The organism is Ruminococcoides intestinihominis (assembly GCF_040096285.1).
Lineage (GTDB): Bacteria > Bacillota > Clostridia > Oscillospirales > Acutalibacteraceae > Ruminococcoides > Ruminococcoides intestinihominis.
On record NZ_JBBMEY010000002.1, the window covers coordinates 14,996 to 30,856 of the forward strand.

Consider the following 15,861-nt stretch of genomic DNA (forward strand, 5'->3'; position numbering starts at 1 on the left):
AATAAGTGTATTATGTGCTAACTATACACTAATAAAAGAGAATAAAGGAAGTAAAAATGGACTATATAGGTTTTAGATGTCCTGTTTGTGACAAAAACTTTCATGCTGATGATGATGTAGTTGTTTGTCCTGTGTGTGGTACTCCCCATCACAGAAAATGTTACGAAGAACTTGGTCATTGTTACAATGAAGATAAGCATAATGAGGGCTATGACTTTGAGAAAGAAGAAAATGAAAGTGATGTTCCAGAAGGATCTGTAAAGTGCAAGAATTGTGGTGAAATTAATTCTGAGGGTACTTTTTACTGTTCAAAATGTGGCACACCTTTGATTGACATTCCGAACAATAATTTTGGTCAAAATCAAAACCAAAATACTAATCAAGGAAGTCCTTTTAACAACCAAGGTAATCCTTACGGTAATAATCAAAATGGTAATCCTTTTGGTAATAACCCTAACGGTATGCCTTTTGGTGGTTTTAATGCAGTACAGTTTGACCCTATGGGTGGTGTTGCTCCTGAAACTGAATTTGAAGATGGTGCAAAAGCCGGTGAAGTTGCTAAGCTAGTTAAGCAAAACACACCATACTATATGCAAGTATTTAACAAAATTAAGACTTTCAACAAGTCTAAGTTTAATTTTGCCGGTTTGCTTTTTGGTGGTGGTTATCTACTATATAGAAAGCAATACAAACTAGGTGGATTTATTACAGCAATAATGATTGCTTGTTACACATTTTTCACTTACGGTAATTACACAGTTATCAGTCAAGTATTAAATGATATTGTAAACACACATACAAATATGAATCCATCTGACATATATCCAATGTTTATGAGTGCAGTTGAAAAGCTGGATACCGGTGATTACTTAATAGTAATCTTCTCGTTTATATGTCTGCTTATATATTATGCATTGCATTTGGTGTGTGGATTTATAGCAAACAGATGTTACTACAAACATTGTTGCAAACAAGTAAAGAAAATTAAGTCACAGAGTTCTTCAGAAACTGCTGCTGACAATGAATTGCAAACAAAAGGTGGAGTTAATACTGCTCTAGCATTTAGCTTAATTGTTGTAATGCTAATACTTAACTATGCTCCGGTCTTTTTATTAAGATAAAAACAAGTAAAATTAAGGATTGAGGTAAATATGAAAATTACAAAGGCTGTTATTCCTGCTGCCGGTTTAGGTACAAGAGTACTACCTGCTACAAAGGCTATGCCAAAAGAAATGTTCCCTATTGTTGACAAACCTGCTATTCAGTACATTGTTGAAGAAGCTGTTAAGGCCGGTATTACTGACATTTTGATTATCACTAACAGAGGTAAAGGTGTTATTGAAGATCATTTTGACCGTGCACCTGAACTAGAAGCTGCCCTTGACAAACCTGAAAAGCAAGAAATTCTTGAAACAGTAAAGAATATTTCTAAACTTGCTAACATTACATTTATCAGACAGGTTGAAACTAAGGGTCTTGGTCATGCTATTCTAAGAGCTAAGAACTTTGTTGGCAATGAACCATTTGCCGTTATGTATGGTGATGATGTTATCATTGGTGAAAATCCTGCAATCGGTGAACTAATTGAGTCTTACGGTGAATATGGTAAGGGTGTTGTTGGTGTTAAGCTAGTACCTGAAACAGAAATTCACAAATACGGTTCACTTGCAGTTGAAAACATTCACGACAATATTTATAAGTGTACTGATATGGTTGAAAAACCACAAACTCCTGAAGAAGTGCTTTCTTGCTACTCTATTCTTGGTAGATGTGTTCTTCCACCTGAAATTTTTGAAATTCTTGAAAACACTAAGCCTGGTAAGGGTGGCGAAATTCAGCTAACTGATGCAATGAAAGAAATTGCTACTACTGTTGGTATGACTGCTGTTGAATATACAGGCACAAGATACGATATGGGTAACAAGCTAGGTATTCTTCAAGCATCAATTGAAGTTGGTATTAACCACCCTGAAGTTGGTGAGGACTTTAAGAAATATCTTAAGGAATTTGTAAAAACTCTTTAAGATTACATATTAGATAAAAAAATAGTGTGCAGAAAATTCTGCACACTTTTTTGTTACCTAACTTTATTTAAACAGAACATTAATTTTCTATTAAAGAAATTTCAATACCTACAACACCGTACTGACTTTGCTTTTCTGTAGGATAATATTTTTCCATATCCTTAGGTGTAGCCATATGAATATTACTTTCATTATAGCCACATTTATCAAGTGGTAGGTTATTATATAATTCTTCAAAAGAACTAAACTTATGTAATCCAACTACTTTAACTGATAAAGTTTCCTTATTATCGAGGTTAGTGAATGTTATAATATCCCCTACTTTTACCTTTTGTCTTTTAGGGTCAAGAAGTCTAAGTTCATAAATTTTCTCTTTATCTTTGATAGAATTAAATGGTTCACTACATAAATTCATATAATGTGTCATAGCAAATCCACCTTTATCGGATTATGCTTTTCATAATAATAATATGAAGTAAAACCAAGTTCTTTTAAGATTTCAAAGGCTTTATCAAAATCTTGAGAAAGTGCTTCTACTGTATGAGCATCACTACCTAAAGTAATTAAATAGCCACCTAATTCTTTATATCTTTTAAGGATATTTTTGTCAGGCATTGGTCTTGAAAGTGGTTTACTGATAGTAGAAGTATTGATTTCAAGTGCTTTATTGTTCTTGATTAAGGTTGAGAGAATTTCATCAATCACATTATTATACTTTGAATAATCTAGCTTAATATCAGTTCTTTCTGCAATATATCTTGCCGGATAATCAAAATGTGCTAAACTATCAAAGCCATTCCACTTTACTACTTCAAGTTGTTCATTAAAGTATTCTGTAAGTAAAGTGTCAATATTACTTTCGTTATACTCCAGAAAATAAAAGTCCTCTCTACCCCTTACTTCATGAGTTGATGCTAAGATAAAATCATAGTCACCTAAACCTAAAGCAACTTTGGTCTTTTCCGGTGAATGAGTAGGTTCACCTAGTTCAACACCTGTAAGAACTTTGATTTTGTCACTATAAACTTCTTTTAATCTCTTTGACTCAGCTACTGACTTTGGGATTTCTTCTTCAAGAACTGACTCAAATTTCTTTTCATCATAAATACCTATTGCATCACAATGGTCAGTAAAAGTAATTACATTAATATTTTTCTTAACTGCACCTTTCACCATATCCTCCATTGGTACTTCTGCATCAAAAGAAAATGATGAATGAGTGTGGCTATCACATATAATCATAAATATCACCTATAAGAAGTTTATCACATTTTGCACTTTAATGCAATAAAGTGACTTTACAATTATACGATTAAGTAGTATAATTAAAGAAATTAATTTTTGGAGGTACATTATGAAAGCTGTTATCACTGTTGTAGGTAAAGACACTGTAGGAATTCTTGCTAAAGTATCTACAGTATGTTCTGAATATGACGCAAATATCGTTGAAGTATCACAGAGCGTTCTTCAGGATATGTTTGCTATGATTATGCTTGTAGAACTAGGAAAGAAGAATTTTGGTGAACTTTCATCTACTCTTGAAAAACTTGGTGATGAAAACAACCTTAAGATTCACTCAATGCATGAAGATATTTTCAATTCAATGCACAAAATTTAAGGGGTATAAGTAATGCTAGAAACAAAAGATATTCTTGAAACAATAAATATGATTGACAATGAGGACCTTGATGTTAGAACTATAACAATGGGTATTTCTCTACTTGATTGTATGGATAATGATATAGACAAGGCTTGTCAGAAGGTTTATGACAAGGTTTGTTACAGTGCAAAAGACTTAGTAAAAACAGGTATGGATATTGAAAGCGAATATGGTATTCCTATCATTAACAAGAGAGTTTCTGTAACTCCTATCGGTATGGTTGCTGCTCCATGTAAGAACCAGGATATTACTAAGTTTGCTAAAACACTTGATAAAGCTGCTGATACACTTGGTATTAACTTTATCGGTGGTTACTCAGCACTTGTACAAAAAGGTTTTGCATCTGGTGATATGGAACTGATTAAATCTATTCCTGAAGCACTTGCTACTACTGAAAAAGTATGTTCATCTGTAAACATTGGCTCAACTAAGGCCGGTATCAATATGGATGCTGTTAAAATTATGGGTCAGATTGTTAAAGATACTGCTGAACTGACTAAGGATAAAGATTGTATTGGTGCTGCAAAGTTAGTTGTATTTTGTAATGCTCCGGAAGATAACCCATTTATGGCAGGTGCTTTCCATGGTGTTGGTGAAGCTGATAAGGTTATCAATGTTGGTGTATCAGGTCCCGGTGTTGTAAGAGCTGCTCTTACAAAATGTGAAAATCACAACATTGCTCAAATTGCCGATGTTATCAAAAAGACTGCATTTAAGATTACAAGAATGGGTCAGCTAGTTGCTCAACAGGCTAGTAAGAGACTTGATGTACCTTTTGGTATTGTTGACCTTTCTCTTGCACCTACTCCGGCAGTTGGTGACTCAGTTGCTTATATTCTGGAAGAAATGGGTCTTGAAGGTTGTGGTGCTCACGGTACTACTGCTGCTCTTGCTATGCTAAATGATGCAGTTAAAAAAGGTGGCGTTATGGCTTCTTCAAGAGTTGGTGGTCTGTCAGGTGCATTTATTCCTGTTTCTGAAGATGCCGGTATGATTGCTGCTGCTGAAAACGGTTACCTTGACATTACTAAACTAGAAAGTATGACAGCTGTTTGCTCTGTTGGTCTTGATATGATTGTTGTTCCAGGTGACACATCTGCTGATGTTATCAGTGCAGTTATTGCTGATGAAGCAGCTATCGGTATGGTTAATACTAAGACAACTGCAGTAAGACTTATCCCTGCTATTGGTAAAAAAGCCGGTGACACTCTTAACTTTGGTGGTCTACTTGGTTACGGTCCTGTTATGGAACTTAGAAAAGGTTCACCTGCTAAGTTTATTAACAGAGGTGGTCAGATTCCTGCTCCACTACAGGCACTTAAGAACTAATTAAGAATACATTTTTATATAACAAAACTCCTCACAGTTGTGAGGAGTTTATTTTTTTGCAATTATTTATTAACTTTGTTTTTCACTAAGGAAACAATAATATCTGCGATTTTATCAACAGAATATTTACTACTATTAAGTGTTAAATCATAAGTAGAGGTTGCTCCCCATTCCTTGTTAGAGAAATGTTTGCAATGATTTTTTCTTTCCGTTTCTACTCTTTTAATTTTAGCTTTAGCATCATTTTCAGACAAATCATCTCTTTTCATAACTCTTGCAATTTTATTTTCAAGGTTACTGTCAATAAAGATATGTAAAGCATTTTCATAGTCTTTAAAAATAAAGTTACCTAATCTGCCTAAGATAACACAATCGCCCTTAGATGCAAGGTCTATCATAACATTCTTTTCCACATTAAACAGTTTATCACACTTTGTGCTTTCAGCACCCTCATAATAAAACTGTGAATAGAAATTATAAAAAGCACTGTTAGCAATTTTTTGCTCATTATTCTCTACATAATGCTCTGTGTTTCCACTTTGCTCAGTTGTTAGTGTAATAATATCCTTGTCAAAATATTTAATACCTAGCTTATCAGCCACCAATTTGCCGATTTCTCGGCCACCACTACCGTAACCCCTAGCAATTGTGATAATAAGGTTGTTAGTGTTTTCTTTATGTTCAGTTGTCTCAGCTGTTGCAGATTGTGGAATAAGTAGCATTGTTAAAAAAGCAAGGTGCTTACCAAAAAACTTTGCAATTAATCCTACTATTAAAGCAGCTACAATTGTACCTTCTCTTACACCATTGATTGTGTTAAATAATATAAATGAAATTATACCGGCAGTTACTGTCATAGAAGCATCAAAACAAACCTTTGTAATACCAAAGTCAACACCAAAACTAATTGTTAGTGAACGAACAAATGACTCACCCGGAAGCATAAGAACATCAGCAATTACTTCCAAATAAACACCAAAACCAAGGATTACACAACCGATTAACAGGTAAAGAACTTTTACTACATAAATATCGCTATTAACCCAAGTTAAAAGAAACATAGAAATATCTATAAAATAACCAAACAAAATTGATACAGGAATTTGCAATAAATCTATTTTGTTAAATTTCTTTCCTAGAATAATAATCTGCAAAAGAATTAAAAATAGACTGAAATAAATTGTGAATACACCTAAAGTTGGTGTAAATTTTAGGCTAAGTACATATGGAATACTTGAAATCGGTGATGTACCCAAACTTGCTTTTGTTACAAATGCAACACCTAAAGAACTTATAAAAAGTCCAAACAAAAATACAATATATCGTCTAACTAAATTTTTCTTCTTCATATTAACACTCCTTCAAGTTTTTATTGACTCTATTTAGAAAATTTACAAATTGCATTTTCTCTTCATCAGTAAAATCTTTCAGAGCATTATTCTCTAGCTTAGCAAAAGACTCTATAACAAACTTTGCCTCTACTTTTCCCTTTTCAGTTAAATACACAAACTGAAATCTGCGATTATCAGGATCAACCTTACGGATGATAAGTTCATTCTTTTCCATTCTTGCTAAAATGCTTGTGACAGTTGCTTGTTCAATAAAACAAGACTTTGCAATATCTTTCTGTACTGCACCATCATTTTCGTAAAGGTATTCTAAGATTTTCGGTTGTCCTTTAGACAACTTTCTATCTGCTACATTGTCAAATACCTTTTTTGTGTACATTGTGTTATTCTCCATCATCAACTTATGATAGCTCATTGCCTCTCCTTCTTTCCGATAATTATAATAACACTTTGAATTCTAATTGTCAACAATAGAACTACTTTTATACAAAAGAAAAAACAGGTGCATTAGCACCCGTATTTTCTAACAAATTAACAAGTGGAACAAAACAATTCTGCATATATACATTTATCATAGGATAAATTAAAGACTAGAAATATATTTAGAATATTTTTTCCTTACAAGTAGATTATAGCACTATATAGTATTATTTGTCACTATTTGGTACAATGTTGTTATGAAATTGAAATAATTTTGTTTTAATAATTACAAATTGGTATTATTTAGTAATTATATGTCGATTAATTTTTTGACATTGTTTTGTTTAATTAAATAATTTCATTCTAACGGATTTTTAAATTTATACTCTACTTTTCTTACTCCAACATTTATTATTAAACCTATAAAAATAGCCCCACATAAAGTGGGGCTAAATGTTTGACTATTTTTTTATTAACCGATTAAGCCAGGTTTTGTATCATAGAATGATAAGAAGTCTCCCTTATCAATAATCTTATTATCATTGATGATAATCCATTTTTCTGTACCGGAAACACCGTTGTAGTCCTGAGTCTGAACTGTACCATTGTTGATGATTAAGCTATAATCAACACCATTAGCTACCTTAAATGTTGTTGTAAACCAACCATCATCACCCTTTGTTAATGACTGACCTGGCCATTTATTATAAATGTTAACAGAACCTAGTTCTGTATCATACCAAGCCCACAGTTTTGGTGTCCATGTAGCAGAACCACTGTGCTTAACATGAAGTGTTACATCATAGTTATCATCATCATAATAGAATAGTAGTAGCTGACCTGCAAACTTGTGCTGAACATCTACTGAAGAAACTTCACTTTCTACCTTATTACCATCTAGTGTATATTCATTAGCATACTTATAGGCAATTAGTTTATCAGGTGTATAAGTATCGCTCTTACCGGCAACTATATCCATTACCTTATCAGGAGCGATTGGCTTATTAGTTGACTTACTAATATATCTAATACGGATTTTATTTACTAGACCATAATCTTTGTGAGTAATCTTCTTCTGAACTAAAGTAGCATCAGCAACATTAACAACACCATCCTGGTTGTAGTCAGCTGTTTTAATCTGTTCTTCAGTTAAAGTTGCAGTTTTGCTTAGATACTTCTGAATTAGAGTAGCGTCCTTAACAGTTAACTTTGACTTACCTGTTAGGGTCTTTTTTAGATTTTCAGGTACATATTCACCATAGAGAAATGTAACTGTCTTATCAGTAGTACCGAATGTACCATACTGATCACCATCAATACCAAGAAGCTCATACTGTAACTTTAGATTTTCATCTGTCTTAGCTTCATACTTTGTACCAGCTGTACCGTATAGAACCTGCTTTGAAAGAATCTTACCTGTATCAACATCTTTGTTAACAACTGTAACCTTTGATCTATTAGTCTTGATGTTAGCCTTTTCATATGTTGACTTTTCAACAAGAACCATAGCAGTCTGTGAAGGAACTTCAATTTCATTACCCTTAATGTACTTAATTGGAGTTAGACCTGCTTCATCACTGTCGGCAATAACAACCCATTCTGTATCATTAGCAAGAGTTTTATCAAATGCCAGAGAAACTGTTGCACTCTTCTCAACATCATTATTCATAACAACAGCAAGTTTGTTCCATTCGCCTTCAGTAGCATTAGAAACTGTGTAAGAAACAATATTAGATGAATTCGTTAATGTTTGACCGAATCTGTAGTTATCCCTTAGGTTAATGTCATCTGTTGTAAATGGTGAGAATGACTTACGAATATCAAGCATACCCTTGTAGTAAGAAACTAGGTCTGCATTCTTGGAAACATCATTCCAATCAATCATATTTTCTGTAGCAGCAGAATTATATGAGTTTTCGTCACCATCTTTAGATCTACCCATTTCTTCACCTGCTAGGAAGAAGTGAAGACCCTGAGAAGTTGCACCAATTGTTTCGGCAAACTTATTGATACGAATTAGGTTATTATTTCTTGCTCTGTAATCAGATGTCTTACCATATACAGAACCCCATAGTTTATCGTATAGAGTGTTGTTATCGTGGCAAGATACATAGTTAACACACTGTGCAGGAGAATAAGCCTTCCATTTTGCAGCAGAACCGGCTGTGTTAGCTCTTACACCATATCTAACGCCCTTAGATGTATCAACTAGGTTACCTTGGATATAACCCTTAGCATCGATTGATGAGTAACTACCCTTAACAGCATCACGATACTGGTCGTTGAACATACCAACCCTGCTATCCAGAGCCTTTGTAGAACCCTGTGAAGCCATCCGTACTGTATCACCATCATAGTCTGTTAGGTCATTCTTAGTAGACATTGACCAACCTTCGCCATATACAGGCATCTTAGGGCTAATCTTGTCTAGTGTTGAACGAATATCATTCATTGTCTTAACATCATGTAGACCCATTAAGTCAAAACGGAAGCCATCAATGTGATATTCAGTTGCCCAATAGTTAACTGACTGAACCATAAAGTTATGATACATAGCTCTTTCAGAAGCTGTATCATTACCACAACCTGATGCATTTGACCATGTACCATTAGCGTTCATTCTGTAGTAATAATCAGGAACTGTACCCTGGAAAGATGTATTTGTGTTGTACATATGGTTGTATACTACGTCCATAATAACACCGATACCAGCCTTATGTAGAGCCTGAATCATCTGCTTCATTTCATTAATTCTAACATTACCATCATATGGGTTTGATGAATATGAGCCTTCTGGAACATTGTAGTTCACTGGGTCATAACCCCAGTTAAACTGATTATCAGGACCTGTTTCATCAACTGAACCAAAGTCATACATTGGGTTAATCTGAACATATGAGATACCTAGTTCTTTTAAGTAATCAACACAAGTTGGAATTGAACCTAGGTTGTTTAGAGTTGTACCTAGTTCTGTAAATGCAAGATACTTACCACGATTCTTAGCAGAAACACCTGAGCTTTCAGAATATGAGAAGTCCTTTACATGAATTTCCCAAATTGAAGCATCAGCAATGTCATCTGTTAAAACATGCTTATCCTGATCCCAACCTTCCGGATTTGTACTGGAAAGGTCACAAACCATTGAACGCTTACCGTTAACACCTGTAGCTACTGAATATACATCAGGAATTTCCTTTGTAGTAACCTTTGTACTATCAGCAATACTTGCAGCTGTTACTGTGTAAGTGTAGTATGTGTTTGCTAGATCACCATCAGCCTTTACTGAGTAAACACCTGTCTTTTCATCTAATGTTAACTCTTTTGAACCTAAGTCCTTAGCACCTTCTTCTTTATCAGAACCGGTTGCATAAAAATTAACCTTTACTGATTTAGCTGTAGGTGCCCAAACCTTGAATGTTGTTGCTTCTTTAGTATAAGTAGCACCAAGGTCTGTTCCGTTGTAGCGATACATACTATCAATTTTGTGAGCTGCTGTTTCATACTTTGTTGGTGTAGAAGCAGTAGCTGCTGATGAAGAAACTGTTGCAAATGGAATAACAGTTGCTAACATCATGATAGAAAGAACTACGGAAATAATTCTTTTCATTTTATTTATTCCTCCCTTTTTTATTAAAAAAATAATTCTTCAAAGAATATTATTTCTGAATTTCAATACCCCTAATTCTCTTCTTCTTTCTTGAAGAACGAACTTTTAGGGTAATACCGGCACCGGCTAATAGACCAAGTCCTACCAGTGCAATAGTTGTAACAAGAGCTTTTTTTCTATTGTCATTTAATTGATAATTGTAAATAACAGTTTGTTCTGCTTTTGTATAAACACCTGAGGCATTCTTTGGAGTTGATGTTAAAGTAAGATTCTCATACTCTTTAGCCTTTGTTTTATACTTCTTATCTTGTTTACCTTCCAGCTTCTTGATATCCATAATATTACCATCAGAATCCATATAGATAACATTAACTTGACATTTCTTTGTCTTTTCTTTAGTAAACTTATAAGTGACTACCTTATCACCTACTGCAAAAATACCTGCACCGTTTTCAGGTAATGCATCTGTATCAAGTACATAGCCCTTAATTGAAGGAATTTCATCAGTAAAGTACTGCTGACCGACCTGGTTCTTTAGTACTTTACTTGGAGCAATAGCTTTATCGGTTGATGAGTCAATAAACTTAATTGTTACTGTGCTATATTCACCTGTATAAGCTTCAACAGTAAATTTACAATGTTTGTTTTCAGAAGTAAATTTACCTGTTGTGCTTTCTTTGTCAATGATTTTGTATTTTCTTCTTACTGAGTCACTAGGTGTAACACTATAGCTATCACCTACTTGACCTTTAACAATTTCTGTAGAAACCTTTTCACCTGTTTTGTTATCAATATAATCAACAACTACAGCACCATCTGTTGAGTGACAATTTTTATCAAAGCTGTCTTTATCAACAAGAATCATTGCTGAACTTTGTGGAACTTCTACAGTACCTGAAACTGTACCTAGGTTTCTTAAACCGGCAGTTTCATCATTTGCAATAATTACAAAATCATCTGAATAATTCTTAATCTTGCTTAAATCAACTTTAACAGATTTATCAGGGTTACCGTTTAGAAGTACTGCAACTTTCTTAAAGTTGTCATTTTCTAATCCATCAACTGCAAAAGCAACTAACCCCTTTGTATCATTTTCAAAAAAATCCAGGTTCTTTGCAGTAGTAGTTGTTGGGTCTCTAAATGCATTAAACTTCTTGTGAATCTGTATCATACCTTTATAGTACTCTACAACATCACTGTAGTTATTAACACTTTCCCAATCAATCATATTTAGAGTTGCCGGTGACTTAAAGCTGTTTTCATCACCATCTTTACTACGGCAGAACTCTTCACCTGCTAGGAAGAATGTCATACCTTGAGCAGAAAAAATTGTTGCAGCGTTCAACTTAGTCATTTCAACTAGATTTGCATGACGCTTTCTAAAATCCTTTTCATCAGGATATAGAGAGCTAACTAACTTATCATATAAAGTATAGTTATCGTGACAACTTGAATAAACAACAGACTGTGTTGGTGCTGAAGCCCAACCGTTGACACATTCACCGGAAAGACCGATTTTGATATTACCGGTTTTCTTACCACTTGCTAAGAAACCTTTATCTGTTGCATCAAAAGTATTGCCCTTAATAGCATCACGAACTGTATCATCAAAAGCACCGATTCTACTGTCCAACTTATCCATATTAGCTTGAGTTGCTAAGGCTGTACCATCATCACAAGCAGTCTTTAAATCCCATGCTTCACCATACATTAGAATTTGTGGATTGATTTCATCAAGAGCATAACGAATTTGATTCATTGTATCACAATCATGAAGTCCCATTAAATCAAATCTAAAGCCATCAATGTGGTATTCACTAGCCCAATAAGTAATAGAATCAATCATAAATTTTCTGAACATTTTATGTTCGGAAGCAGTATCATTACCACAAGCTGAACCATCAGAAAATGTACCGTCACTATTCATTCTATAATAATAATTTGGAACTGTTCTGTTAAAATAGCTATCTTCACCTGTATAAGTATGGTTATAAACCACATCCATAATAACACCGATACCGGCATCATGAAGAGCTTTAATCATCTGTTTACATTCATTGATTCTAACATTACCGTCATAAGGGTTAGAAGAAAATGAACCTTCCGGAACATTGTAGTTTACAGGGTCATAACCCCAGTTAAACTGGTCATCCTTACCGGTTTCATCCACTGAACCAAAGTCATACATAGGGTTAATCTGTACATAGTTAACGCCAAGTTTCTTTAGATAAGAAATACAAGTAGCATTGTTGCCACTTACACCATCGACAACTGTACCATCTTCTGTAAAAGCTAAGAATTTACCTCTATTTTCTTTACTTACACCGGAATTTTCAGCATAAGAAAAGTCCTTAACTTGTACTTCCCAAATAACAGCATCTGTCTGATTCTTAACAGTTTTGTGAGTATCTTTATTCCAATCTGTTGGATTAGTTGAAGATAAATCAACAATCATACCACGCTTACCGTTAGCACCAACAGCTTTAGCATAAATATCTACTACTTCTTCAGCTTTGCCATCATTAGTAACAACATATGTATAGTATATGTTCTTTAGGTCACCTGTTAAGGTACAAGACCATACACCATTTGATTTATCAAAAGTCATATCTTGTTCCTTAAAGAAGCCATCCTTGTTTTCTTTCTCTGAGCCATACTTATAAAGTCTAACCTTAACTTCGGAAGCAGTTGGTGACCAAACCTTGAAAGTAGTAGCTTTCTTAGAATAAGTAGCACCTAGGTCATTTCCGTTATAAGATGTTTCGTCTAGTTTTGCTGCATAAACAGCATAATCTTTGGTTGTTTCAGCATTAAAATTCACTATATTTAATCCCACCATCATAACTAGTATCAAAACCATAGAAAGAATTTTTTTTATAGGCATAAAATCCCCCTTAGTTCTGTATTCATATACACTCATTCTAACAAATATTATTGTAAATAATTTTCTACAAAAGAATTAAACCGTCTTTATAGACGGTTTATGTGTAGAAAAAATAGGTCAAATTATAGACACTTTGACTATATTTTCATTTAACTTACGAAAGATTTATTAATAAAGTCATTACTCTATGCCGTACGTTGACACACCTGTTAATTCTTCTTCTATTCTAGACAATCTATTGTACTTTGCAGTTCTTTCACTTCTGCATGGCGCACCTGTTTTTATCTGTCCTGAGTTACAAGCAACTGCAATATCTGCTATTGTTGTGTCTTCACTTTCACCACTTCTGTGGGAAATTACAGTTGTATAACCGGCTTTATGGGCAAGTTCGATTGCATCAAATGTTTCTGTTAAAGTACCGATTTGGTTCATTTTCACTAAGATTGAATTGCCTGCTCCAACCTTGATACCATTATAAAGTTTATTTACATTTGTTACGAATAAATCATCACCTACTAATTGTATGTGGGATAACTTTCCGGTAAGCTCTTCCCACCCTGACCAATCAAATTCTGAAAGTCCATCTTCTATTGAGATAATAGGATATTTCTCTGTAAGATTATCAAGGTATTCAATCATATTTTCTGTAGTCATAGATATTTTTCTCTTAGGTAGATTGTACATACCCTCAGCATACCATTCTGATGAGGCAATATCTAAAGCTAATTTTGTATTTTCCGTGTTATATCCTGCTTCTTCAATTGCTTTCAAAATATATTCAAGTGCTTCTTCATCACCTGAAAGGTTTGGTGCAAAACCACCTTCATCACCTACTGCAGTAGAAAGTTTATCCTTCTTCAACAATGTTTTTAGTGTGTGGTAAATTTCCGTACATTGTCTTAATCCGTCACGGAAACTGTCAGCACCTACCGGCATAATCATAAATTCCTGAATATCCACATTGTTGTCTGAATGAGCACCACCATTTAGAATATTCATCATAGGACAAGGTAATCTATGAGCATTAAAGCCACCTAAATACCTATATAATGGTAAATTAAGTGATGATGCTGAGGCTTTTGCTACTGCAATTGAAACTGCCAAAATAGCATTTGCACCTAAGTTTTTCTTATTCTCTGTACCATCAAGGTCACACATCATTCTATCAATTAATCGTTGCTGATATGGGCTTGTACCTACTAAATGATGAGCCAAAATTTCGTTAATATTTTTTACTGCTTTGTACACTGACTTACCAAAATACACGTCATCATTATCACGAAGTTCTACTGCCTCAAATGCACCGGTTGACGCACCACTCGGAACAATTGCAGACTGTACTGTACCATCAGATAATGTTACTGTTGCTTCAACTGTTGGATTACCTCTAGAGTCTAGGACTTGTCTTCCCTTTATTTCTTCAATTAACATACACATATAAAAAACCTCCTTTATCATTATTGACAAAGGAGGTTAAATTATACTGATTAGTCTAGGTAATCTTTTAGAATTTTACTTCTTGAAGGGTGTCTTAGCTTTCTAAGAGCCTTTGCTTCAATCTGACGGATTCTCTCACGAGTAACATTGAATTCCTTACCTACTTCTTCAAGTGTACGACTTCTGCCGTCTTCAAGACCAAAACGAAGTCTTAGAACCTTTTCTTCTCTTGGAGTCAAAGTATCAAGAACTTCGTTTAGTTGTTCACGAAGTAATGTATGAGATGCAGCATCTGCAGGTGCCGGTGCATCATCATCAGGAATAAAGTCACCTAGGTGAGAATCCTCTTCTTCACCGATTGGTGTTTCCAAAGATACAGGTTCTTGAGCAACACGCATAATATCTCTAACCTTATCTACAGGCATATCAATTTCTGATGCGATTTCATCAGCAGTTGGTTCGTGACCATTCTGGTGAAGTAACTGAGAAGAAACTTTCTTTACCTTGTTAATAGTTTCAACCATATGAACAGGAATACGAATTGTTCTTCCCTGATCGGCAATAGCTCTTGTGATAGCCTGTCTAATCCACCATGTAGCATATGTTGAGAACTTAAAGCCCTTTGTATAGTCAAACTTATCAACAGCCTTTAACAAACCTAAGTTACCTTCCTGAATAAGATCTAGGAATAGCATACCTCTGCCTAGGTAACGCTTTGCAATAGAAACAACAAGTCTGAGGTTTGCTTGACATAGTCTTTTCTTAGCTTCTGTGTTGCCATCAGCAATTTTAATAGCAAGGTCAATTTCTTCTTCAGGAGAAAGCAGTGGAACTCTACCGATTTCCTTTAGATATACCTTTACCGGATCATCAATTGCAACTCTTTCTGCTGCAATTTCGTCACCTTTGCTGGATGATTTTGATGCTACGATTTCAATATCTGATAAATCAACACTGTTGTCTTCAATGATTTCGATACCCTGTGCTTCCAAACCATCATATAGCTTTTCCAGTTGTTCAGGTGAAAATTCAATTTCACCAATAGCATCAAGGATTTCTTGGTTTGAAAGGCTTCCCTTTTGTTTACCTTGTTCAAGTAAATCTTTGATTACTGTTTTCTTATCAACCTGTCCACTCATATATATCTCTCC

12 protein-coding genes are annotated in these 15,861 nt (G+C 34.4%); 4 read left to right on the forward strand and 8 right to left on the reverse strand.

Annotated elements, in window-relative coordinates:
• The first annotated feature begins 56 nt into the window (after positions 1-56).
• Both WMO18_RS01000 and galU read left to right on the forward strand, forming a co-directional pair.
• A complete protein-coding gene (locus WMO18_RS01000; RefSeq protein WP_367286228.1) occupies positions 57-1,121 on the forward strand; it encodes an RING finger protein in 1,065 nt (354 codons plus the stop codon).
• Between the two features lie 30 nt (positions 1,122-1,151).
• On the forward strand, positions 1,152-2,024 hold the full coding sequence (gene galU, locus WMO18_RS01005) for a UTP--glucose-1-phosphate uridylyltransferase GalU (RefSeq protein ID WP_367286229.1): 873 nt from the start codon (positions 1,152-1,154) through the stop codon (positions 2,022-2,024).
• A gap of 79 nt (positions 2,025-2,103) precedes the next feature.
• Here the strand turns inward: galU and WMO18_RS01010 are convergent, their stop codons facing one another.
• Together WMO18_RS01010 and WMO18_RS01015 are read right to left on the reverse strand one after the other, a co-directional pair.
• Complete coding sequence (locus tag WMO18_RS01010; RefSeq protein ID WP_367286230.1) at positions 2,104-2,451, reverse strand: ASCH domain-containing protein; 348 nt, start codon at positions 2,449-2,451, stop codon at positions 2,104-2,106.
• Complete coding sequence (locus WMO18_RS01015; protein WP_367286231.1) at positions 2,448-3,266, reverse strand: histidinol-phosphatase HisJ family protein; 819 nt, start codon at positions 3,264-3,266, stop codon at positions 2,448-2,450. The genes WMO18_RS01010 and WMO18_RS01015 overlap by 4 nt, the downstream gene beginning before the upstream one ends.
• A 112-nt stretch (positions 3,267-3,378) precedes the next feature.
• Here WMO18_RS01015 and WMO18_RS01020 point away from each other — a divergent pair, with 112 nt between their 5' ends.
• On the forward strand, positions 3,379-3,642 hold the full coding sequence (locus tag WMO18_RS01020; protein ID WP_022505632.1) for an ACT domain-containing protein: 264 nt from the start codon (positions 3,379-3,381) through the stop codon (positions 3,640-3,642).
• A 12-nt stretch (positions 3,643-3,654) separates the two neighbouring features.
• Positions 3,655-5,013, forward strand: coding sequence for a PFL family protein (locus tag WMO18_RS01025; protein WP_022505631.1), 1,359 nt, complete (start codon positions 3,655-3,657; stop codon positions 5,011-5,013).
• 62 nt (positions 5,014-5,075) lie between these two features.
• Here WMO18_RS01025 and WMO18_RS01030 read toward each other — a convergent pair whose 3' ends face one another.
• From WMO18_RS01030 to rpoD, 6 genes are all read right to left on the reverse strand, one after another.
• Complete coding sequence (locus WMO18_RS01030) at positions 5,076-6,362, reverse strand: cytidylate kinase family protein (RefSeq protein WP_022505630.1); 1,287 nt, start codon at positions 6,360-6,362, stop codon at positions 5,076-5,078.
• Position 6,363: 1 nt separating this feature from the next.
• Positions 6,364-6,777 carry a MarR family winged helix-turn-helix transcriptional regulator gene (locus WMO18_RS01035; RefSeq protein WP_138155996.1) on the reverse strand — a complete coding sequence of 138 codons (414 nt, stop codon included), beginning with the start codon at positions 6,775-6,777 and terminating at the stop codon, positions 6,364-6,366.
• A 477-nt stretch (positions 6,778-7,254) separates the two neighbouring features.
• Entirely contained in the window at positions 7,255-10,389 is a 3,135-nt protein-coding gene (gene pulA / locus WMO18_RS01040) for a type I pullulanase (RefSeq protein ID WP_211147578.1), read from the reverse strand.
• Between the two features lie 49 nt (positions 10,390-10,438).
• Positions 10,439-13,273: a type I pullulanase gene (pulA, locus tag WMO18_RS01045; protein WP_211147579.1), complete on the reverse strand. Its 2,835-nt coding sequence runs from the start codon at positions 13,271-13,273 to the stop codon at positions 10,439-10,441.
• Between the two features lie 180 nt (positions 13,274-13,453).
• On the reverse strand, positions 13,454-14,710 hold the full coding sequence (gene eno, locus WMO18_RS01050; protein ID WP_367286232.1) for a phosphopyruvate hydratase: 1,257 nt from the start codon (positions 14,708-14,710) through the stop codon (positions 13,454-13,456).
• A 50-nt stretch (positions 14,711-14,760) separates the two neighbouring features.
• Positions 14,761-15,849 (reverse strand): RNA polymerase sigma factor RpoD, encoded by a 1,089-nt coding sequence (gene rpoD / locus WMO18_RS01055; protein WP_022505624.1) that lies wholly within the window; start codon positions 15,847-15,849, stop codon positions 14,761-14,763.
• Positions 15,850-15,861: the final 12 nt, after the last annotated feature.

Coding starts and splice junctions, on each gene's coding strand:
- WMO18_RS01025 (WP_022505631.1), top strand. CDS start 3,655: ATGCTAGAAACAAAAGATATTCTTGAAACAATAAATATGATTGACAAT.
- eno (WP_367286232.1), bottom strand. CDS start 14,710: ATGTGTATGTTAATTGAAGAAATAAAGGGAAGACAAGTCCTAGACTCT.
- WMO18_RS01000 (WP_367286228.1), top strand. CDS start 57: ATGGACTATATAGGTTTTAGATGTCCTGTTTGTGACAAAAACTTTCAT.
- pulA (WP_211147579.1), bottom strand. CDS start 13,273: ATGCCTATAAAAAAAATTCTTTCTATGGTTTTGATACTAGTTATGATG.
- rpoD (WP_022505624.1), bottom strand. CDS start 15,849: ATGAGTGGACAGGTTGATAAGAAAACAGTAATCAAAGATTTACTTGAA.
- galU (WP_367286229.1), top strand. CDS start 1,152: ATGAAAATTACAAAGGCTGTTATTCCTGCTGCCGGTTTAGGTACAAGA.
- WMO18_RS01020 (WP_022505632.1), top strand. CDS start 3,379: ATGAAAGCTGTTATCACTGTTGTAGGTAAAGACACTGTAGGAATTCTT.
- WMO18_RS01015 (WP_367286231.1), bottom strand. CDS start 3,266: ATGATTATATGTGATAGCCACACTCATTCATCATTTTCTTTTGATGCA.
- pulA (WP_211147578.1), bottom strand. CDS start 10,389: ATGAAAAGAATTATTTCCGTAGTTCTTTCTATCATGATGTTAGCAACT.
- WMO18_RS01035 (WP_138155996.1), bottom strand. CDS start 6,777: ATGAGCTATCATAAGTTGATGATGGAGAATAACACAATGTACACAAAA.
- WMO18_RS01010 (WP_367286230.1), bottom strand. CDS start 2,451: ATGACACATTATATGAATTTATGTAGTGAACCATTTAATTCTATCAAA.
- WMO18_RS01030 (WP_022505630.1), bottom strand. CDS start 6,362: ATGAAGAAGAAAAATTTAGTTAGACGATATATTGTATTTTTGTTTGGA.